The sequence below is a fragment of the Nocardioides candidus genome (assembly GCF_041321175.1).
In the GTDB taxonomy this organism is placed as follows: Bacteria; Actinomycetota; Actinomycetes; order Propionibacteriales; family Nocardioidaceae; genus Nocardioides.
Window position 1 is genome coordinate 1,421,238 of record NZ_JBGGWC010000001.1, and the last position, 18,189, is coordinate 1,439,426.

Genomic DNA, 18,189 nt, shown 5'->3' on the forward strand with positions numbered 1-18,189 from the left:
GTCAGAGGACTCCGTCCAGGATGCCGGCCGGGATCGGGACCCCGAGCAGGACGTAGAAGGCGTACCAGGAGCCGACCGAGAGGGCGACGCCCACGCAGACGTCGCGCACGTGGGTGCGGCTGCCGAGGGCCCAGGTGGCACCGACGAAGAGCATCGCGCCGGTGATGGCCCAGCCGAGCCAGTTGATGAGGGCGAGGTTGGCGACCAGGACCGCCGCGAGCAGCGCGACCGTCCGGATGTCGGTGCCCTGGGTGAGGTCGACGTCCTCGCCCTCCTCGGACTCCGGCAGGTCGCCGCGCGCCGTCGCGATGGCGAGCAGCACGCCGAGCAGGACCAGGACCGCGCCGACGATGTAGGAGACGGCGTACGGCTGCACCGGCTGGTCGGCGAAGCCGTCCTCCAGCGTGCTGGCGTCGTAGAGCACGTAGCCGCCGACGAGCACGAGGAAGGCCGCGAGGCCGTACTGCGCCCGGTCGACGAGCGGGCGCTCGGTCTCCGGTCGGGTGGTGGGTGTGGTGGACGGGGTGGTCATGACAGTCCCAGCTCCTCGAGGGTGTCGGCGACGCGGGCGTCCTGCTCCTTCAGGAAGTCCGCGAACTCGTCTCCGGTGGCGAAGCTGTCGATCCAGCCGTTGTCGGCCAGCGCCTCCCGCCACTCGTCGGTGTCGTGCATGTCGGTGAACAGCTGGATCAGGTAGTCCCGCTGCTCCTCGCTGATGTCGGGCGGGGCGAGCACGCCGCGCCAGTTGGTGAAGACCAGGTCGATGCCGGCGTCGGTGAGCGTCGGGGCGTCGATGCCCTCGAGCGGCTCGTCGCCGGAGACCGCGAGCACGCGGAGGTCGCCGTTCTCGATCTGCCCGGCGAACTCGCCGAGGCCCGACATGCCGACGTCGATCTTCTCGCCGAGCAGCGCTGCGGTGAGCGGACCGCCGCCGTCGTAGGTGATGTACTTGACGTCGTTGGGGTCGATGCCGACCTCCGCCGCGAGCTGCATCGGGAAGAGGTGGTCCGGTCCGCCCTGGCTCGAGCCGCCGCCGACCGCGACCGAGTCCGGGTCCTTCGTCCACGCCTCGACGAGGTCGTCGACGGTCTTGAAGGGCGAGTCGGCCGGGACCAGGATGCCCTCCTGCTCCTCGACGAGCCGGGCGATCGGGGTCATCCGGGTCGGTGTCGCCTCGGACTTGTTGGTGTACACCGCGCCGACCACACCGAGGCCCATCGTCATGACGAGGTCGTCGGCGCCCTCCTCGTTGAGGAGGCGCTGCATGGCGACGGTCCCGCTGGCGCCGATCACGTTGTTGACCTCGAACCGACCGGTGAGGTCGTTCTCCTCCAGAGCGCGTACGGCGGCGCGGCCGGTGAGGTCGTAGCCGCCCCCGGCGCTGTTGGGGATCATCATCCGCAGCCGGCGGTTGTGCGGGTCGTCGGAGCCGCGGGTGACCCCGCAGCCGCTCGCGACGAGCACGAGGACCAGCGCGGCGGTGAGTGCGGCCAGGAGCCGACTCCGATGCATGGGAACCTCCGATGAGAGCTGGGCGCGAGGGGATGTCGCGCTCGATCCGTGCCAGCATGTCGGCGGGTGTGGCGGTCGTCACTCTTGCGGACGTAGAGGAGGAAGTGGTCGTTGTGGTCACGCTCTCTCGCCGGTCGCTCGGCCTGCCGAAGCGCACGTGGCGCCGCGGCGAGCTGACCCTCGCGGGGAAGGTGCTGGTGCTCCAGCTCGCGGTGATCGCCGTGCTGCTCGTGTCGGTCGGCGTGCTCAGCGTGCGCCAGTCCAACAGCGACTTCTCCGACGAGCACGGCGCCCGGATGCGCTCGGTCGCGGAGTACCTCGCGACGATCCCCGAGGTCCGCGCGGCTCTGCAGCGGGCCGAGAACGGCGGCGAGGACGAGAGCGGGCTCGCCGCCCGGCTGGCGCCCTACGCCGACCGGGGGCGGGCGCTGTCGAGCGCGACCGACGTGTCGGTGGTGGCCGCCGACGGCACGGTCGTCGCCTCGACCGACCCCAGCCGGGTCGGCGAACCGGCTGTCCTCGGGGGCGACACCGACCCGATGGACGGTCGCGGCTGGACCGGCGACGTCGATCCCGACGGCGAGCGGGCGGTCGTCCACCACGCACCGATCATCTCCAGGGACGGGTCGACGCTCGGCATCGTCGCCGCGGAGGAGACCTACCCGTCGGTCGCCGACCAGGTCGTGACGGCCGCGCCCGACCTGGCGCTCTACCTCGGTCTCGGCGCGGTGCTCGGGCTGCTGGGCACGTGGGGCGTCTCCCGGATGGTGCGCCGCAGCACCCGCGGTCTCGGCACCACCGACCTCGCCCACCTCGCCGACCACCGGGAGGCGCTCCTGCACGCCATCCGGGAGGGCATGGTGGGCGTCGGGACGGACGGCCGGGTGACCGCGATGAACGACGCCGCGCGCGCGACGCTCGGGCTGGAGACCGGCCCCGACCCGGTCGGCCGCCCGGTCGCCGACCTGGGCCTCGACCCGCACGTGGTCGCGCTGCTGACCGGGGAGGGCGCCGACGTACGCGACGCCGTCGCCCTGGTCGGCACCCGGGTGGTCGTCTTCAACCGGGGCGACGCGTCCTCCGACGGCCGGGGCATCGGCACGGTCACCACGTTGCGCGATCGCACCGAGCTGGTCTCCTTGCAGAGCCAGCTGAGCTCCAACCTCTCGATCACCGACACGCTGCGCGCCCAGACGCACGAGTTCGACAACCGGCTGCACACGATCTCGGGCCTGGTCCAGCTGGGGGAGTACGACGAGGTGGCCGCTCTCGTCGGCACGCTGACCCGGCACCGGGCTGAGGTCAGCCAGCACGTGTCGAAACGGCTGCACGACCCGGCGGTGGCTGCGTTGGTGATCGCGAAGCACTCGGTCGCCGAGGAGCGCGGGGTGACGCTCGAGCTCGACCCGGGCTCCCGGCTCCCCGCCCTCGCGCCGGGCGAGGTCGCCGACCTCACCACGGTGCTCGGCAACCTGGTCGACAACGCGGTCGACGCCAGCGCCGGGGTCGCCGACCCGTTGGTGGAGCTGTGGGTGCTCGAAGATGCCGGTGTGGTGCGGATCCGGGTGCGCGACAACGGCCCGGGCATCGCTGAGGAGCTGCGCGAGGCGGTCTTCGTGCGCGGCTACTCCTCCAAGCCCGACGTCCTGGGCGGGCGCGGCCTCGGGCTCCCGCTCGTGCGCCTGATCTGCACCCAGCGCGGGGGCGAGGTGACGCTCGACGCCGCCGACACCGGAGGTGCGGAGTTCCTCGCGACCTTCCCCCTCGACGCGACCATCGACCAGGATGGGTCCTCGTGATCCGGGTGCTGGTCGTCGACGACGACTTCATGGTGGCGCGCATCCACGCCGCGTTCGTCGAGCGCACCGACGGCTTCGAGGTCGCCGGCACCGCGCGCACCGGGGCCGAGGCGCTCGAGCTCGTCGCCGCCCTCGACCCGGACATCGTGCTGCTCGACGTGCACCTCCCCGATCTCTCGGGGCTGGCCGTCCTCGAGCGGCTCCGCGCGGAGGGTCGCGGCGTCGCGGTGGTGATGGTGACCGCCGAGCGTGGGGCGGCAGCGGTGCGGGCCGCCCTCCACGGCGGTGCCATGCAGTACCTCGTCAAGCCCTTCGAGTACGACGACCTGGCGGACCGTCTGCGGCAGGTCGCCACCGCCGTGGCCAGCCTCCCGGCCGACGGCGGCGAGCAGCCCGTCGACCAGGCCGTGATCGACCAGGCCTTCGGCACGGGGCGGGCCGCTGCCGACGTACCGCTGGTGCTCCCGAAGGGACTGAGCCCGGAGACGGCGGAGCTGGTGCTCGCGGCGGCCAGGGGGGCGGAGGAGATCTCGGCGTCCGAGGCGGCGGAGGCGGTGGGGCTCTCGCGGGTCACCGCCCGGCGCTACCTCGAGCACTTCGTCGACGCGGGGGCCGCGGAGGTGCGGCTGCGCTACGGCGGCACGGGTCGGCCGGAGCGTCGCTACCGCGTGGCATCCTCGACGGGATGAACGACGCGCGCACCATGAAGGAGCGGATGCTCGCCGGTGACCTCTACATCACCGACGAGGAGATCCTCGCCGACCAGGTCGAGGCGCAGCGGCTCATGGCCGCCTACAACGCCTCGCCGTCGAACGACCCGGCACAGCGACGGCAGATCCTGGAGGAGCTGTTGGGGTCCGTGGGGGAGGACACCGAGATCCGGCCGCCGTTCTACGTCGACTACGGCAGCCGGATCCGCGTCGGCGCGCGGGTCTTCGCCAACTTCGGGCTCACTGCGCTCGACGTCGCCCCCATCACGATCGGCGACGACGTGCAGATCGGCCCACACGTCCAGCTGCTCACGCCGACCCACCCGATCGAGCCCGGACCACGGCGCGACAAGTGGGAGGCGGCGCTGCCGATCACGATCGGCGACAACGTCTGGCTCGGCGGCGGCGCGATCGTGCTCCCGGGCGTCACCATCGGTGCCCACACGGTCGTCGGCGCCGGAGCGGTCGTGACGAAGGACCTGCCCGGCGGCGTTCTCGCGGTCGGCAACCCGGCGAGGGTGCTGCGAGCCGTCGACTAGGCTCGAACCGATGAGTGCGACAGACCAGGCAGACCACCCGGCGGCGCCCGCGGACCGGGTCACCCTCGGCGAGGACGTCCAGTCGCTCCGCGAACGGATCGCCCTCGGTTCCTTCATCGCGGTGCCCTTCGTCGCGTTCCTCGCGGCGATCCCGGTCGCCTGGGGAGGCTGGCTCGGCTGGAGCGACGTGGTCATCACGTTCGTGATGTACGGCCTGACGCTCCACGGGGTGACGGTCGGCTACCACCGTCTCTTCACCCACAAGTCCTTCAAGCCGCACCGGGCCGTGAAGGTGGTCCTCGCGGTCCTGGGCTCGATGGCGATCGAGGGCCCGGTGATCCGCTGGGTCGCCGACCACCGCAAGCACCACAAGTACTCCGACCGTGACGGCGACCCGCACTCGCCGTGGCGCTACGGCACCTCGTTCGCCGGGCTGACCAAGGGGTTCTTCTGGGCCCACGTGGGTTGGCTCTTCGACGCCGAGCAGACGCCGATCGACAAGTACGCCCCCGATCTCGCCAAGGATCGCGACCTCGTGCGGATCTCGCGGATGTTCTGGATGTGGGTCGTCCTCTCGATCTTCCTGCCACCGATCGCGGGATTCCTGATCACGTGGTCGTGGCAGGGCGCGCTCACCGCGTTCTTCTGGGGCACGGTGGTGCGCATCGGGCTGCTCCACCACGTCACCTGGTCGATCAACTCGATCTGCCACGTGGTCGGCGAGCGCCCGTTCCGCTCGCGCGACAAGTCCGGCAACGTGTGGTGGCTCGCCATCCCGTCGGGTGGCGAGTCGTGGCACAACCTGCACCACGCCGACCCCACCAGCGCCCGCCACGGCGTGCGCCGCTGGCAGGTCGACACCTCCGCCCGGATCATCTGGATCCTCGAGAAGCTCGGCCTGGCGCGTGACGTGAGATGGCCCACAGGGGAGCGCCTGCGGTCCAAGACGATCGCGTCCTCCTGACCCGGTCCGGCGCCTGAGCCGATTCCGGCGGGCAGTGCCGCACGCCCTACGCTGGAACGGTGCTGACCATCGACCAGGAGACGTACGACGCCATCGTCGCCCACGCCAAGCGGGACCACCCCGTCGAGGCGTGCGGGATCGTCGCCGGCCCCGAGGGCACCGACCGTGCCGAGCGGTTCATCGAGATGGTCAACGCCGCGGGCAGCCCGACGTTCTACGAGTACGACTCGACCGACCTGCTCGAGCTCTACAAGGACCTCGACCAGCGCGACGAGGAGCCGGTGGTCATCTACCACTCCCACACGGCCACCGAGGCCTACCCGAGCGTGACCGACATCAAGCTCGCGAGCGAGCCGGGCGCGCACTACGTGCTCGTCAGCACCCGCGCGCACGGGAATAACGAGGGGCCTGTGGAGTTCAGGTCCTATCGAATCGTCGACGGCGTCGTGACCGAGGAAGAGGTCGCAGTCGTCCCCACCCTCACGAGGAGTGAGTCCTGATGGCCATCGAGGTCCGGATCCCGACCATCCTGCGCAGCTACACCGGTGGTGAGAAGGCCGTCACCGCCGACGGCGCCAGCCTCAGCGCGCTGATCGACTCCCTCGAGGCCGACCACCCGGGCATCAAGGAGCGCCTCCTCGACGGCGACGACCTGCGCCGCTTCGTGAACATCTACGTCAACGACGAGGACGTGCGGTTCCTCGGCGGCCTCGATGCCGAGCTGAGCGACGGCGACCAGGTCGTCGTACTCCCTGCGGTCGCGGGCGGCGCCGCGTAGTCATGGTGCGCTACGACAACCTGCTGGCCTCCGTCGGCGGTACGCCGCTGGTGGGGCTGCCTCGGCTGTCGCCTGCGCCCGACGTGCGGATCTGGGCGAAGCTCGAGGACCGCAACCCGACCGGCTCGATCAAGGACCGGCCCGCCCTCCGCATGGTCGAGGAGGCGGAGAAGGACGGCCGGCTGCGGCCCGGCTGCACGATCCTCGAGCCGACCTCCGGCAACACCGGCATCTCGATCGCGATGGCGGCCAAGCTCAAGGGCTACCGGTGCGTCTTCGTGATGCCCGAGAACACCAGCGACGAGCGCCGTCAGCTGTTGCGCATGTGGGGCGCGGAGATCGTGTCGTCGCCGGCCGCCGGCGGCTCCAACGAGGCGGTCCGTGTGGCCAAGCAGATCTCGGCCGAGCACCCCGACTGGGTGATGCTCTACCAGTACGGCAACGACGCCAACGCTCTCGCGCACGAGGAGGGCACCGGCCCGGAGCTGCTCGCCGACCTGCCCTCCATCACGCACTTCGTCGCGGGTCTCGGCACCACCGGCACGTTGATGGGCGTCTCGCGCTACTTCCGCAAGGCCAAGCCCGAGGTGAGGATCGTCGCGGCCGAGCCGCGCTACGGCGAGCTGGTCTACGGCCTGCGCAACCTCGACGAGGGCTTCGTCCCCGAGCTCTACGACGCCTCCCTGATCGACTCGCGGTTCTCCGTGGGTCCGCGCGACGCCGTACGACGGGTGCGCGAGCTGCTCGAGCTCGAGGGCATCTTCGCCGGCATCTCCACCGGCGCGATCCTGCACGCCGCGCTCGGGCAGGCCGCCAAGGCGGTCAAGGCCGGCGAGCCCGCCGACATCGCCTTCGTCGTCGCCGACGGTGGCTGGAAGTACCTTTCCACCGGCGCCTACGAGGGCACGATCGACGAGGCCGAGGACCGGCTCGAGGGCCAGCTCTGGGCCTGACGCAACAGGCACCGCCCGAGTTTCGGTGAAATGCCTCGCGTCGCGTGAGATCGCGTTACGTTCCGAGTCCTGCATGGAACGCGAGGACAGCCTCGGCCTTCGTCCGTCCCGGACCAGGATGCTCCGCGGTTACTCTCCCTCGACCGAACGGTGTGCCGATGCTCCCCTCTCGTACGCGGCGTGCTCGCCGTGTTCTCGCGGCGACCCTGGCGATCACCGCCGCGTCCGTGTCGACCGGGGTGGGCGTCACCCGTGCCGCTGCTGCCGGCGACGACGCTACGGTCAATTCGATCGGCGGCCTGCAGAGCGTGGCGGGCGGCTGCGCGGGCACGGGCGCCGATCCCACGGTGATCACGATGAGCGGCGACATCAGTGCAGCGAGCGACACGGTCGCCGTGGCCTGCCACGCCGTCATCGACCTCGCGGGGCACACGCTGACGGTGCTCAACGTCGTCATCAACAGCGCCCAGGCGCTCACCGTGGACGACACGGGCGTGGGCGGCACCCTCACGGCGGACACGGGAGCGATCCCGAACACGATGCCCGGCATCAGGACCACCGGCGCGACGTTGATCATCAACGGCGGCACCGTCAAGGCCACCGGGTCGTCGACCGCTGCGGGCATCGGCGGTGCCGGAGGGGGCTTCCGGGACGGGGGGACGACCACGATCAACGGCGGCACCGTCACTGCCATCGGGGGGCAGAACGGGGCGGGCATCGGCGGCGGAAACTTCTCTGCCGGCGGCACCACCACGATCAACGGCGGCACCGTCAACGCGCTGGGTGGAAAGCAGGCTGCGGGCATCGGCGGCGGTGGCCCGATCGGACCCGGCGGGACCACCACCATCACGGCTGGCACGGTGACGGCCACCGGCGGAGCCGGGGCGGCGGGCATCGGCGGCAGTGACCAAGGTGAAGGTGGAACGACCACCATCAGCGGGGGCACCGTCACGGCGACCAGCGGCGGGCTCGGAGCGGCTATCGGCGGTGGCTGGACGAAGGGCGGTGGCACCACGACCATCTCCGGCGGCACGGTCGACGCGATCGGGGGAGGTTTCGGCACGGGTATCGGCGGTGGCTGGGGCGGCAATGGAGGCGTCATCACCATCGACGGTGGCAGCGTGACGGCGACCGGCGCCAACGCCGTCGGTGGGGGGTCGGGGGCTCCTTCCTTCGGGACGTTGGCCGTCAACGGCGGCGTGCTGCACCTGCCCTCGGGTGCCGTGCAGGTCCCCGACTCCAACGTCGGAGCCGAGATCACGGTCGGTCCGGGTGGGGTGATCGACGGGTCGACGGGCCCAGGGACGACGTACGGAACGATGGCCGGGGGCGGGCAGATCATTAACGGTGGGCGGATCCTGCTGCCCTCCGCCAACGTCCTCGGAGGCGGTGTCACGGTCTCCGACCGGCACTACGTCGTCACGTTCGACACCCAGGGCGGTTCGGCCGCTCCGGGCTCGCGGACGGTCTTCGCCGACACCATCGATCACGGTGGCCGGACGTTCCCCGCAGATCCGACCAAGGCCGGACTGAACTTCGCCGGGTGGAACACCGCCGCCGACGGCAGCGGAGCGCCGCTGACCGCCAGCAGCGTCCTCCCGGGTACGAGCGTCGGTGGTACGCCGGTGCAGATCACCGCCTACGCCCAGTGGGGGACGGCCCCGCACATCTCGATGATCACCCCCTCCACCGGGCCGACGACGGGTGGCACGTCGGTGACCATCACGGGCACGGGCTTCACGGGCGCCACCGCCGTCGACTTCGGCCTGACCGGTCCGGCGACGAGCTACCACGTCGACTCCGACACCCAGATCACCGCGACGTCCCCCGCCTCGCCCGACCCGAGGATCCGCCACATCGTGGTCACCACTGCCGGCGGCAGCAGTGCCCCGGTGCCCGCCGACAGGTTCACCTACACCGCGCCCGCGCCGACGATCACCGCGATCACGCCGTCCTCCGGGCCGCTGGCCGGCGGCACGCAGGTGGTCATCACCGGCACGGGCTTCAGGGGGGCCGTCAAGGTGAAGTTCGGCGTCGCGGGCTTCGCGGTCTTCACGGTGGACTCGGCCACGCAGATCACGGCCACCTCGCCGACCTCTGCCTCCGCGGCCGTCCGCAACATCAGGGTGCGCACCCCCGCAGGCACCAGCCCGGCAGTCCGGGCCGACCGGTTCACCTACACCGACGGGCAACGGCGGCACCGGTAGACCGTCGACTCCGGTGGGGGTCGAATACCCTGTGACCGTGCCGCCGCTGAGCCCTCGCGAGATCGACGCCCCCATCGGCATCTTCGACTCGGGCTTCGGGGGCCTCACCGTGGCCCGGTCCGTGATCGACCAGCTGCCGCACGAGTCCCTCCTGTACGTCGGCGACACGGCCCGCCAGCCCTACGGTCCGAAGCCGATCGGCGAGGTCCGCGAGTACGCCCTCGAGTGCCTGGACCACCTCGTCGCCGAGGGTGTCAAGGCGCTGGTCATCGCCTGCAACTCGGCGAGTGCGGCGATGCTGCGCGACGCCCGCGAGCGCTACGACGTACCGGTGGTCGAGGTGATCCTGCCCGCCGCCCGGCGCGCGGTGGCAGCGACGAAGAACGGGCGGATCGGGGTGATCTGCACACGGGCGACGGCGGAGTCGCGCGCGTACGACGACGCCCTCCACGTGGCGCCACAGATCCAGCTCACCACCCGGGCCTGTCCCGAGTTCGTCGACTTCGTCGAGGCCGGCGTGACCGGTGGTGAGGAGCTGCTCGCCGTGGCCCACCAGTACCTCGACCCGCTGACGGAGGCCGGGGTCGACACACTGATCCTCGGCTGCACGCACTACCCGCTGCTCACCGGTGTCATCTCCTACGTGGTCGGCGAGGACGTGACCCTCGTCAGCAGTGCCGAGGAGTGCGCCAAGGACGTCTACCGGATGCTCGCGGACGGCGGCCTGATGCGGGAGGGCGGCGAGCCGTCGTACTCCTTCGTGACCACCGGGTCGCCCGCGGAGTTCGAGACGATCGGCCGCCGCTTCCTCGGTCCGGAGCTCGCAGGTGCTGACCAGTTCGTGGGTGGACTGGCATGATCGGGGAGATGGGGTCCCAAGCGACAGCGACGTCGTTCCGACTGACGGTGGTCGGCTGCTCCGGTTCCTACCCCGGACCCGAGTCGCCGGCCAGCTGCTACCTGGTCCAGGCCGAGCGTGACGGACGGACCTGGAGCCTGGTCGTCGACCTCGGCAACGGGGCGCTCGGTGCACTGCAGCGCTACGTCGACCCGCTCGAGGTCGACGCCGTCCTGCTGAGCCACCTGCATGCCGACCACTGCGTCGACATGACGAGCTACTACGTGCTGCGCAAGTACCACCCGCGGGGCACGCAGCCGCAGATCCCGGTCTGGGGTCCGAGCGGCACCGACGTCCGCCTCGCCAACGCCTACGACCTCCCGATGGAGACCGGCATGCGGGAGGAGTTCGAGTTCCACACCTTCGACGGCGCTTTCACCGTCGGGCCCTTCGAGATCGAGCCGTTCGCCGTCGACCACCCCGTCGAGGCCTACGGGATGCGGATCTCCGCGGAGACCGAGGAGTCCGGCCGGCGCACGCTGGCCTACAGCGGCGACACCGGCCTGACCCCGTCGCTGCTCGAGATCGCGGCCGATGCCGACCTCTTCCTGTGCGAGGCGTCCTTCCGGCACGGTGACGACAACCCGCCGAGCCTGCACCTCAGCGGCACCGAGTGCGGCGAGGTCGCCGCCAAGGGCAAGGTGAAGCGGCTCGTCATCACCCACGTGCCGCCGTGGCACGACGCGCAGGGCATGCTCTCGGAGTCGCTGGCCGTCTTCGACGGTCCGACCGAGCTGGCCGCCCAGGGCGCCGTCTACGGCATCTGACCGGGGACCGCGGGCCTGCTCACGACAGCCCGGCGTCGTGCACGCACAGCGCGATCTGGACGCGGTTGGTCACCTCGAGCTTCTCGAAGAGCCGTGACACGTGCGCCTTCACGGTCGGCACGGAGAGGTAGAGCTCCGCGCCGATGTCGGCGTTGCTGAGGCCGCGACCGATGCAGAGCGCGACGTCGCGCTCCCGGTCGGTGAGCCGACCGAGCAGCGCGAGGGCCGCGGCAGCGCGATCGCCGAGGCCACCGGCGCGCACCCGCCCGATCACCGCGCGGGTCGCCGACGGGGACAGCATCGGGTCGCCGGCAGCCACGGCACGCAGGGCGCTGACGATGTCGGCCGGCGGCGTGTCCTTCAGCAGGAAGCCGTCGGCACCCGCGGCGAGGGCGTCGAGCACGTGGTCGTCGGCGTCGAACGTCGTCAGCACGATCACGCGCGCGGGCGACGGGTCGCGCTGCAGCTCCCGGGTCGCGGCCACGCCGTCGAGGCGCGGCATCCGGATGTCCATGAGCACGACGTCCGGTCGGACCCGCCGCACCAGCTCGACGCCGCTCAGGCCGTCGCCGGCCTCGCCCACGACACGCAGGTCCGGCTGGCCGCCGAGCATCAGCGTGAGCGCCGACCGGACGAGAGGGTCGTCGTCGACGATGACGACGTCGATGGGCGCCTCGCTCATGCCGCCCACGGTAGCCAGGCGCGGAGCACGAACGTGCTGCCCTCGATGCGGTGGGTGAGCCGTCCGCCCGCCAGCGCGGCGCGCTCGGCGAGCCCGACAAGACCGAGCCCCGCGCCCGGGGTGTGGGACGGGCCGAACGCGAGCCCGTTGCGGATCTCGACCAGAAGCCCGGCGGCGGGCTCGCCGGCCAGGCGCACGGTCACCACGGCGGCGGGAGCGTGCTTCCGGGCGTTGGTGGTGCCCTCCTGCACGATGCGGTAGACCGTGCGACCGACGGCGTCCGGCACCGGGGCCGGGAGGTCCTCCTCCAGCTCGACGCGGGTCCCGTGGGCCCGCAGGTCGGCCACGAGGGAGCCCACGTCGTCGTACGTCGGCTGGGGGCCGGTCAGCGGAGCGCCGGTGCTGTCGCGCAGCACCCCGAGCACGCCGCGCAGGTCGGTGAGTGCCTCGTGGGCCTTCTCCTGGATGACGCCGACACTGGCGCGCATCTCGTCGGCGGTGAGGTCGTCGCGGAAGGTCAGCGCCCCCGCGTGCATCGAGATCTGGGAGATCCGGTGCGCGAGCACGTCGTGCATCTCGCGGGCGATCCGCTCGCGCTCGGTCGAGCGCGCCTGGGCGGAGCGCAGGTCGCGCTCGGCCTCTGCGGTCTCCGCGCGTTGCCGCAGGGTCCAGATCAGCTCGCGGCGCGACCCGATGAACATGCCCCAGGCCGAGGCGGTGGCGATGAACGCGAGGCCGATCCCGATCGCGAGCCACCAGGGGTCGGAGTCCGGGGCCGGCTGGATCCGGTAGTAGAGCGCGGTCATCACCAGGTTGAGCACGCCCACCATGACGATCTGCCACCAGCGCCGCCGGGTGGCCAGCGAGACGGTGGCCAGGAGCGTCGCGCCGGCACCGACGGACGTCAAGGGCGTGAGCAGGGTGGTGACCACTGCGATCGTCAGCGGCCAGCGCCGCCGGTAGGCGGCCAGGACGAAGCAGACGATGCCGACGAGCGCGTCGGCCCAGAAGAGGTAGGGGTGGTGGTCGGCCTGGGCGTCGGCGACCGGCGACCACGCGAGGGCGCCGATGAGCACGCACGCGACGAACCGCCAGGCGTGGCCGTGCCAGCGCAAGGCCGGTTGACAGGCCACCTGCGAGTCGTCCACCCCGCGAGCGTAGGGGTGCGGCATCCCGCTCGGCAGCACCCCGGGTCGCCCGGCACCCCCTACTTTGGTCGCGTGCGGTCGCTACGCGCGTCCGATGCGTCGTCTTGGCCGGATCGGGCAGGCTGTCGCCATGATCAGGGTCGATCACCTCACGAAGACCTACGGGCAGTTCAGGGCCGTGGACGACGTCAGCTTCACCTGCCAGCAGGGCCGGGTGACGGGCTTCCTCGGCCCCAACGGCGCCGGCAAGACCACCACCATGCGGGTGATGGTCGGGCTGACGCCCGCCTCGAGCGGTCGCGTCACCATCGGCGGCCTGGACTACGCGTCCATCCCCAACCCGGGACGGCACGTCGGGGTGCTGCTCGACGCGTCCGCCCAGCACGGCGGCCGCACCGGACGGGAGATCCTCTCGCTCGGTGCGCTCGCGATGGGCCTGCCCTCGCGCCGCGTCGACGAGATGCTCGCCCTCGTCGGGCTGACCGACGGCGAGGCGAAGCGGCGGCTGCGCAACTACTCCCTCGGCATGAAGCAGCGGCTCGGCATCGCCCACGCGCTCCTCGGCGAGCCCGAGGTGCTGATCCTCGACGAGCCCGCCAACGGGCTCGACCCGGCCGGCATCCGGTGGATGCGCGGCCTGCTGAAGGGGTACGCCGACCGCGGCGGCACCGTGCTGCTGTCGAGCCACCTGCTCAACGAGGTGGAGCTGATCGCCGACGAGATGATCCTCATCGGTCACGGCCGCGTGGTCGCCCACGGCGACAAGAAGAGCCTGCTGGCCGGTGCGCAGGGGGCCGCGACGTCGCTGGTCACCTCGCTCGACAACCACGCGCTGGCGAGTGCGCTCACCGGTCGCGGCCACGTCGTCGAGGCGATGGGGGAGGGGCTGCGGGTCAACGTCGCGACCGAGGAGGTCGGCCGCGCCGCGCTCGCCGCCGGCGTGGTGCTCACCGACCTGCGCTCCGGCGGCGTCGGGCTCGAGGACCTGTTCCTCGAGCTGACCTCCGCCACCGCCCGCGAACCCGTCACCGTCCCACCACCCCCGCCACCACCCCCGCCGCCGCCGACCATGGGAGGCCACCAGTGAGCGCCGCGATGCCCGCACCGATGCCGGCTGCGATGCCGGGCCCGTCCCTCGACACGTCCGCGACCGCGGCGATCCCGTTCTGGCGGCTGGCCCTGGTCGAGCTCCGCAAGGCCTACAACACCCGCGCCGGGTTCTGGCTGCTCTTCACGATCGGCCTGCTGATCACGCTGCTGCAGGTCGTGCAGCTGATCACGTTCCTCGCGCAGGACTACACGACGACGTTCACCGACTTCACGGGCAACGTCTGGATCGTCTCCCTCGTGCTGGTGCCGATGCTGCCGATCCTGCTCGTGACCACGGAGTGGAGCCAGCGCACCGCCGTCGTGACGTTCGCGATCGAGCCGCGGCGACTCCGGGTGATCTTCGCGAAGCTGGCCGTGGCGGTCGCGCTGGCCCTTGCCGTGGTGGTGCTGATGCTCGTGGTCGCCGTGGCCTGCACGGCCGTCGCCGACCTCCTGCGGCCCGACTACGTCGAGTGGTCGGTCGACAAGACCTTCGTCTTCGTCGGCGCCCCGCTGACGGTCCTGACGACCACGGTGTTCGGCTTCGCCGTCGCCTGCATGCTGCTCAACACCCCGGCGGCGATCGTGCTGTTCCTCCTGTCCTGGTACGCCTCGGTCGGTGTGCTCGCGGCGATCGCGGCGTTGATCCCGCCGTTCGAGGACGTGCTGCCGTGGATCACGCTGCAGATCAATGTCCTGGTCCTCGCCGACGGACTGCCGAGCGAGGCGTCCGACTGGGGCCACTTGCTGGTGAGCCTGGGCGTGTGGATCGTGCTGCCGCTCTTCGTCGGCATGGGACGCATCGTCAACGCCGAGGTGAAGTAGGGCTCCGCAGGGCGTGGGCCGAGGTGCGGTGCGTCCCGGCCGGGTGACTAGGCTCCTCGGCCATGAGCACCCGTGAGGACGGCCGCGCCGACGACGAGCTGCGCCCGGTCAGGATCACCCGCAACTGGCTCGACCACCCGGCGGGGTCGGTGCTGATCGAGTTCGGCAAGACCCGGGTGCTGTGCGCCGCCTCCGCGTCCGAGGGCGTGCCGCGGTGGCGCAAGGGCAGCGGGCTCGGCTGGGTCACGGCCGAGTACGCCATGCTCCCCGCCTCCACCAACACCCGCTCCGACCGCGAGTCGGTCAAGGGACGCATCGGCGGGCGCACCCACGAGATCAGCCGGCTCATCGGCCGTTCGCTGCGCGCGGTCATCGACTACAAGGCGCTCGGCGAGAACACCATCCAGCTCGACTGCGACGTCCTCCAGGCCGACGGCGGCACCCGCACCGCCGCCATCACGGGGGCGTACGTCGCCCTCGCCGACGCCTGCGCCCACCTCGGTGTCACGCAGGCGCTGACCGGGTCGGTCGCCGCGATCAGCGTCGGCATCATCGACGGTCTCCCGCGCCTCGACCTGCCCTACGTCGAGGACGTGCGCGCGGAGACCGACATGAACGTGGTGATGACGGGCGCCGGCTCGTTCGTCGAGGTGCAGGGCACCGCTGAGGGCGCCGCCTTCTCCCGCGCCGAGCTCGACTCGTTGCTCGCGCTGGCCGAGAAGGGCTGCGCCGACCTGACCCGGATGCAGCAGGAGGCACTGGGCTCGTGAAGGTGCTGGTCGCCTCCCGCAACGCGAAGAAGCTCGCGGAGATGCGGCGCATCCTCGCCGAGCACATGACCACGGTCGAGGTCGTGGGTCTCGACGACGTCGAGGCGTACGACGAGCCCGTCGAGGACCAGCCGACCTTCGAGGGCAACGCGTTGCTCAAGGCCCGGGCCGGGGTGGAGGTCACCGGCCTGCCGACGCTCGCCGACGACTCCGGCCTCTGCGTCGACGCGCTCAACGGGATGCCGGGCGTGCTGTCCGCGCGTTGGAGCGGTCCGCCCAAGTCCGACGAGCGGAACAACGAGCTGCTGCTGGCGCAGCTGGCCGACGTGCCCGACGAGCGGCGTACGGCGTACTTCACCTGTGCCGTCGCCCTCGTCCTCCCCGACGGGACCACCCGGGTCGTCAACGGCCGGATGGACGGCCGGATCATCCGCGAGGTGCGGGGGAGCGGCGGCTTCGGCTACGACGTGCTCTTCGAGGCCGACGACCGCCCCGGCGTGACCACGGCCGAGCTCACCCCGGACGTGAAGGACGAGATCTCCCACCGTGGCAAGGCGCTGCGCGAGATCGCCCCGGTCGTCGCCGACCTGCTGCGCTGACGGGCAGTGCCGGAGGCGGGAGTCGAACCCGCACGCCCTGGGGCACAGGTTCCTAAGACCTGCGTGTCTGCCATTCCACCACTCCGGCTCCGGCGCGAGTCTAGGGCCGCGTCACTCGTCCCAGTGCCAGGTGTCGAGCACGCTCTCGAAGGTGGCCCTGAAGCCGTCGTCGCCCTGGCGGAAGCTCGCGGTGATGGAGTACTGGTTGTCGCCGGAGACGACGAGGTAGGCGACCTGGTGGACGTCGAAGTTGTTGCCGTTGGTCCACTTGAGCTCGACGCCGACGGCCGTCTTGCCGCCGATGTCGCGGGTGCCGATGTCGGTCGGCGTGGCGCCGGTCGACTGCGAGAGCACGTCCTTCCAGTCCGAGGTCAGCTGGTTGACGTCGGTCTCGCCGTAGGCCGAGGACTCCTCGACGAGGATGTTGCCGCGCGCGTTGCTGATCGAGCTGCCGGGCGCGGAGATCGTGTCGATCGTGCCGGTGTCGTCGGCGGTGCCGGACGTGATGTCCTTCCAGTCGCTGTTGGGGAACTGGTAGCTGTAGCCGCTGCCCTTCAGGGTGAGCGCGGGGTCGGTCGTCACCGGCGTGCTGCTGTTGCTGTCGCTCGTCGTGACGCTCGGGCTGGTCGTGTCGTCGGCCGACGGCGTGTCGTCGCCACCGCTGCTGAGGGCGATGATCGCGACGACGGCGATCACCCCGAACAGGACCACGCCGACGATGGCCCCGATCAGGATCCCGCGGCCGGACCTCTTCGACGGCGGAGCGCCGTAGCCCACGCCCTGGGTGGAGGCGTAGGGCGCGACACCGCCCGGCGGCGTGCCGTAGGAGGTGGGCTGCTGCGACGGCTGGCTGGGCGCCGGCCACTGCTGGACCGGCGAGGACACCGGAGCGGACACGGGCGGGGGCGGCGGTGAGCCCGCCGGTGAGGACGCCGGCGGGCTGACGGGCGGGCTGACGGGCGGCAGCGGCTGACCCGGCGGCGCGATGCTGGTGGCGTCGTCGTCGTAGTCGGTCGGTCGCGGTGCTGTGTGGCGCGGGGGCTCGCGGGTGAGGGCGTCGGGCCGCAACCGCGTGGCCAGGTCGACCGGCACCCGGCCGAGCGCGTAGCCGAGCACGGCGCACGCCCACTGCGAGCCGGCCACGTCGGCGCTCCCGCGGTCGCGGGAGAGCCGCTGTCCGGCCGACTCCACGGCGTCGTCGACGCTGGCACCGCTGTCGAGCATGGTGAGCATGCCTTGCAGCGCGCCGAGCCGGACGGCGTCGGTCAGTAGGTTGATCGTGCCGGTGGACGCACTGCCCTCGTCGAGGTAGTCGTCGAGCGCTCCGCGGAACGCGTCGGCGTCGTTGAACAACGACGCGCCGTGGTCGCGTGCCAGCTCGGCGAGACTCTCGTGGAGCTCCATCGGTGTCCCTTCGTCCCCGCTGTCGTCAGGAGAGCGCCGTCAGGCGATCCCGAGGTCCTTGCGCAGCTTCGCGACGTGTCCGGTCGCCTTCACGTTGTACTGCGCGACCTCGATCTTGCCGTCCGTCCCCACGACGAACGTCGAACGGATCACGCCCTCCACGAGTTTGCCGTACAACTTCTTCTCGCCAAAGGCACCGTACGCCTCGTGCGCGACCAGGTCGGGGTCGGAGAGCAGCGTGATCGTGAGCCCGTCGCGCTCGCGGAACTTGGCCAGCTTGCTCGGGGCGTCCTTCGAGACGCCGAGCACCGTGAAGCCCTGCGCCTGCAGGGCGTCGAGGGAGTCGGTGAAGTCGCAGGCCTGCTTGGTGCAGCCGGGAGTCATCGCGGCGGGGTAGAAGTAGACGATGACCTTCGTGCCCTCCTCGAGGAGCGCGTAGAGGTTGACCTCGCCCTCGGAGTCGGTCGCCAGGGTGAAGTCGGGGGCGGCGTCGCCCACGGCCAGACGGGCAGGTGCGGACATCGGGTCTCCTGTCAGGCGGGGGC

At 71.5% G+C, this 18,189-nt stretch carries 20 protein-coding genes and 1 tRNA gene; 14 read left to right on the forward strand and 7 right to left on the reverse strand.

Going from position 1 to position 18,189, the window contains the following annotated elements; genetic code table 11:
- Nucleotide 1 precedes the first annotated feature (1 nt).
- Both ACAX67_RS07095 and ACAX67_RS07100 read right to left on the reverse strand, forming a co-directional pair.
- The gene (locus ACAX67_RS07095; RefSeq protein ID WP_370703110.1) at nucleotides 2–532 is read right to left on the reverse strand and encodes a tripartite tricarboxylate transporter TctB family protein; all 531 of its coding nucleotides are present in this window, start codon (nucleotides 530–532) and stop codon (nucleotides 2–4) included.
- On the reverse strand, nucleotides 529–1,512 hold the full coding sequence (locus ACAX67_RS07100) for a Bug family tripartite tricarboxylate transporter substrate binding protein (RefSeq protein ID WP_370703111.1): 984 nt from the start codon (nucleotides 1,510–1,512) through the stop codon (nucleotides 529–531). Before ACAX67_RS07100 ends, ACAX67_RS07095 begins: the two co-directional genes overlap by 4 nt.
- A gap of 113 nt (nucleotides 1,513–1,625) precedes the next feature.
- Between ACAX67_RS07100 and ACAX67_RS07105 the strand changes: the two genes are divergently transcribed.
- The 10 genes from ACAX67_RS07105 to ACAX67_RS07150 all read left to right on the forward strand — a co-directional run bounded on the left by ACAX67_RS07105 (nucleotide 1,626) and on the right by ACAX67_RS07150 (nucleotide 11,127).
- Nucleotides 1,626–3,311: a sensor histidine kinase gene (locus tag ACAX67_RS07105; RefSeq protein WP_370703112.1), complete on the forward strand. Its 1,686-nt coding sequence runs from the start codon at nucleotides 1,626–1,628 to the stop codon at nucleotides 3,309–3,311.
- Nucleotides 3,308–4,000 carry a response regulator gene (locus ACAX67_RS07110; protein WP_370703113.1) on the forward strand — a complete coding sequence of 231 codons (693 nt, stop codon included), beginning with the start codon at nucleotides 3,308–3,310 and terminating at the stop codon, nucleotides 3,998–4,000. Before ACAX67_RS07105 ends, ACAX67_RS07110 begins: the two co-directional genes overlap by 4 nt.
- Nucleotides 3,997–4,560, forward strand: coding sequence for a sugar O-acetyltransferase (locus ACAX67_RS07115; RefSeq protein ID WP_370703114.1), 564 nt, complete (start codon nucleotides 3,997–3,999; stop codon nucleotides 4,558–4,560). Before ACAX67_RS07110 ends, ACAX67_RS07115 begins: the two co-directional genes overlap by 4 nt.
- Before the next feature lie 10 nt (nucleotides 4,561–4,570).
- Entirely contained in the window at nucleotides 4,571–5,524 is a 954-nt protein-coding gene (locus ACAX67_RS07120; RefSeq protein ID WP_370703115.1) for an acyl-CoA desaturase, read from the forward strand.
- 59 nt (nucleotides 5,525–5,583) lie between these two features.
- The gene (locus ACAX67_RS07125; RefSeq protein ID WP_370703116.1) at nucleotides 5,584–6,024 is read left to right on the forward strand and encodes a M67 family metallopeptidase; all 441 of its coding nucleotides are present in this window, start codon (nucleotides 5,584–5,586) and stop codon (nucleotides 6,022–6,024) included.
- Complete coding sequence (locus ACAX67_RS07130; RefSeq protein WP_370703117.1) at nucleotides 6,024–6,302, forward strand: MoaD family protein; 279 nt, start codon at nucleotides 6,024–6,026, stop codon at nucleotides 6,300–6,302. Before ACAX67_RS07125 ends, ACAX67_RS07130 begins: the two co-directional genes overlap by 1 nt.
- Before the next feature lie 5 nt (nucleotides 6,303–6,307).
- Nucleotides 6,308–7,255 carry a PLP-dependent cysteine synthase family protein gene (locus tag ACAX67_RS07135; RefSeq protein WP_527891006.1) on the forward strand — a complete coding sequence of 316 codons (948 nt, stop codon included), beginning with the start codon at nucleotides 6,308–6,310 and terminating at the stop codon, nucleotides 7,253–7,255.
- A 158-nt stretch (nucleotides 7,256–7,413) separates the two neighbouring features.
- Nucleotides 7,414–9,462, forward strand: coding sequence for an IPT/TIG domain-containing protein (locus ACAX67_RS07140; RefSeq protein ID WP_370703119.1), 2,049 nt, complete (start codon nucleotides 7,414–7,416; stop codon nucleotides 9,460–9,462).
- Between the two features lie 31 nt (nucleotides 9,463–9,493).
- A complete protein-coding gene (murI, locus tag ACAX67_RS07145; RefSeq protein WP_370703120.1) occupies nucleotides 9,494–10,321 on the forward strand; it encodes a glutamate racemase in 828 nt (275 codons plus the stop codon).
- Between the two features lie 8 nt (nucleotides 10,322–10,329).
- Complete coding sequence (locus tag ACAX67_RS07150) at nucleotides 10,330–11,127, forward strand: MBL fold metallo-hydrolase (RefSeq protein WP_370703121.1); 798 nt, start codon at nucleotides 10,330–10,332, stop codon at nucleotides 11,125–11,127.
- Between the two features lie 19 nt (nucleotides 11,128–11,146).
- Here ACAX67_RS07150 and ACAX67_RS07155 read toward each other — a convergent pair whose 3' ends face one another.
- Together ACAX67_RS07155 and ACAX67_RS07160 are read right to left on the reverse strand one after the other, a co-directional pair.
- A complete protein-coding gene (locus tag ACAX67_RS07155) occupies nucleotides 11,147–11,809 on the reverse strand; it encodes a response regulator transcription factor (RefSeq protein ID WP_370703122.1) in 663 nt (220 codons plus the stop codon).
- The gene (locus ACAX67_RS07160) at nucleotides 11,806–12,957 is read right to left on the reverse strand and encodes a sensor histidine kinase (protein ID WP_370703123.1); all 1,152 of its coding nucleotides are present in this window, start codon (nucleotides 12,955–12,957) and stop codon (nucleotides 11,806–11,808) included. The genes ACAX67_RS07155 and ACAX67_RS07160 overlap by 4 nt, the downstream gene beginning before the upstream one ends.
- A 130-nt stretch (nucleotides 12,958–13,087) precedes the next feature.
- On the opposite strand from ACAX67_RS07160, the gene ACAX67_RS07165 reads away from it, so the two are divergent.
- From ACAX67_RS07165 to rdgB, 4 genes are all read left to right on the forward strand, one after another.
- Complete coding sequence (locus ACAX67_RS07165) at nucleotides 13,088–14,044, forward strand: ABC transporter ATP-binding protein (RefSeq protein ID WP_370703124.1); 957 nt, start codon at nucleotides 13,088–13,090, stop codon at nucleotides 14,042–14,044.
- A complete protein-coding gene (locus ACAX67_RS07170; protein ID WP_370703125.1) occupies nucleotides 14,041–14,871 on the forward strand; it encodes an ABC transporter permease in 831 nt (276 codons plus the stop codon). The genes ACAX67_RS07165 and ACAX67_RS07170 overlap by 4 nt, the downstream gene beginning before the upstream one ends.
- A 62-nt stretch (nucleotides 14,872–14,933) precedes the next feature.
- Nucleotides 14,934–15,641, forward strand: coding sequence for a ribonuclease PH (gene rph, locus ACAX67_RS07175; protein WP_370703126.1), 708 nt, complete (start codon nucleotides 14,934–14,936; stop codon nucleotides 15,639–15,641).
- A complete protein-coding gene (gene rdgB / locus ACAX67_RS07180; protein ID WP_370703127.1) occupies nucleotides 15,638–16,240 on the forward strand; it encodes an RdgB/HAM1 family non-canonical purine NTP pyrophosphatase in 603 nt (200 codons plus the stop codon). The genes rph and rdgB overlap by 4 nt, the downstream gene beginning before the upstream one ends.
- 7 nt (nucleotides 16,241–16,247) lie before the next feature.
- Here the strand turns inward: rdgB and ACAX67_RS07185 are convergent.
- From ACAX67_RS07185 to bcp, 3 genes are all read right to left on the reverse strand, one after another.
- Nucleotides 16,248–16,328 (reverse strand) — tRNA-Leu (locus ACAX67_RS07185).
- Nucleotides 16,329–16,351: 23 nt separating this feature from the next.
- Nucleotides 16,352–17,644 carry a YrzE family protein gene (locus tag ACAX67_RS07190; protein ID WP_370703128.1) on the reverse strand — a complete coding sequence of 431 codons (1,293 nt, stop codon included), beginning with the start codon at nucleotides 17,642–17,644 and terminating at the stop codon, nucleotides 16,352–16,354.
- Between the two features lie 39 nt (nucleotides 17,645–17,683).
- Nucleotides 17,684–18,166, reverse strand: coding sequence for a thioredoxin-dependent thiol peroxidase (gene bcp, locus ACAX67_RS07195; protein WP_370703129.1), 483 nt, complete (start codon nucleotides 18,164–18,166; stop codon nucleotides 17,684–17,686).
- Nucleotides 18,167–18,189: the final 23 nt, after the last annotated feature.

Bases quoted from the DNA above. Each gene is read 5' to 3' on its own strand.
- ACAX67_RS07095 (WP_370703110.1), bottom strand. From the start codon at position 532: ATGACCACCCCGTCCACCACACCCACCACCCGACCGGAGACCGAGCGC.
- ACAX67_RS07100 (WP_370703111.1), bottom strand. From the start codon at position 1,512: ATGCATCGGAGTCGGCTCCTGGCCGCACTCACCGCCGCGCTGGTCCTC.
- ACAX67_RS07115 (WP_370703114.1), top strand. From the start codon at position 3,997: ATGAACGACGCGCGCACCATGAAGGAGCGGATGCTCGCCGGTGACCTC.
- ACAX67_RS07120 (WP_370703115.1), top strand. From the start codon at position 4,571: ATGAGTGCGACAGACCAGGCAGACCACCCGGCGGCGCCCGCGGACCGG.
- ACAX67_RS07130 (WP_370703117.1), top strand. From the start codon at position 6,024: ATGGCCATCGAGGTCCGGATCCCGACCATCCTGCGCAGCTACACCGGT.
- ACAX67_RS07140 (WP_370703119.1), top strand. From the start codon at position 7,414: ATGCTCCCCTCTCGTACGCGGCGTGCTCGCCGTGTTCTCGCGGCGACC.
- ACAX67_RS07150 (WP_370703121.1), top strand. From the start codon at position 10,330: ATGGGGTCCCAAGCGACAGCGACGTCGTTCCGACTGACGGTGGTCGGC.
- ACAX67_RS07155 (WP_370703122.1), bottom strand. From the start codon at position 11,809: ATGAGCGAGGCGCCCATCGACGTCGTCATCGTCGACGACGACCCTCTC.
- ACAX67_RS07165 (WP_370703124.1), top strand. From the start codon at position 13,088: ATGATCAGGGTCGATCACCTCACGAAGACCTACGGGCAGTTCAGGGCC.
- rph (WP_370703126.1), top strand. From the start codon at position 14,934: ATGAGCACCCGTGAGGACGGCCGCGCCGACGACGAGCTGCGCCCGGTC.
- ACAX67_RS07190 (WP_370703128.1), bottom strand. From the start codon at position 17,644: ATGGAGCTCCACGAGAGTCTCGCCGAGCTGGCACGCGACCACGGCGCG.
- bcp (WP_370703129.1), bottom strand. From the start codon at position 18,166: ATGTCCGCACCTGCCCGTCTGGCCGTGGGCGACGCCGCCCCCGACTTC.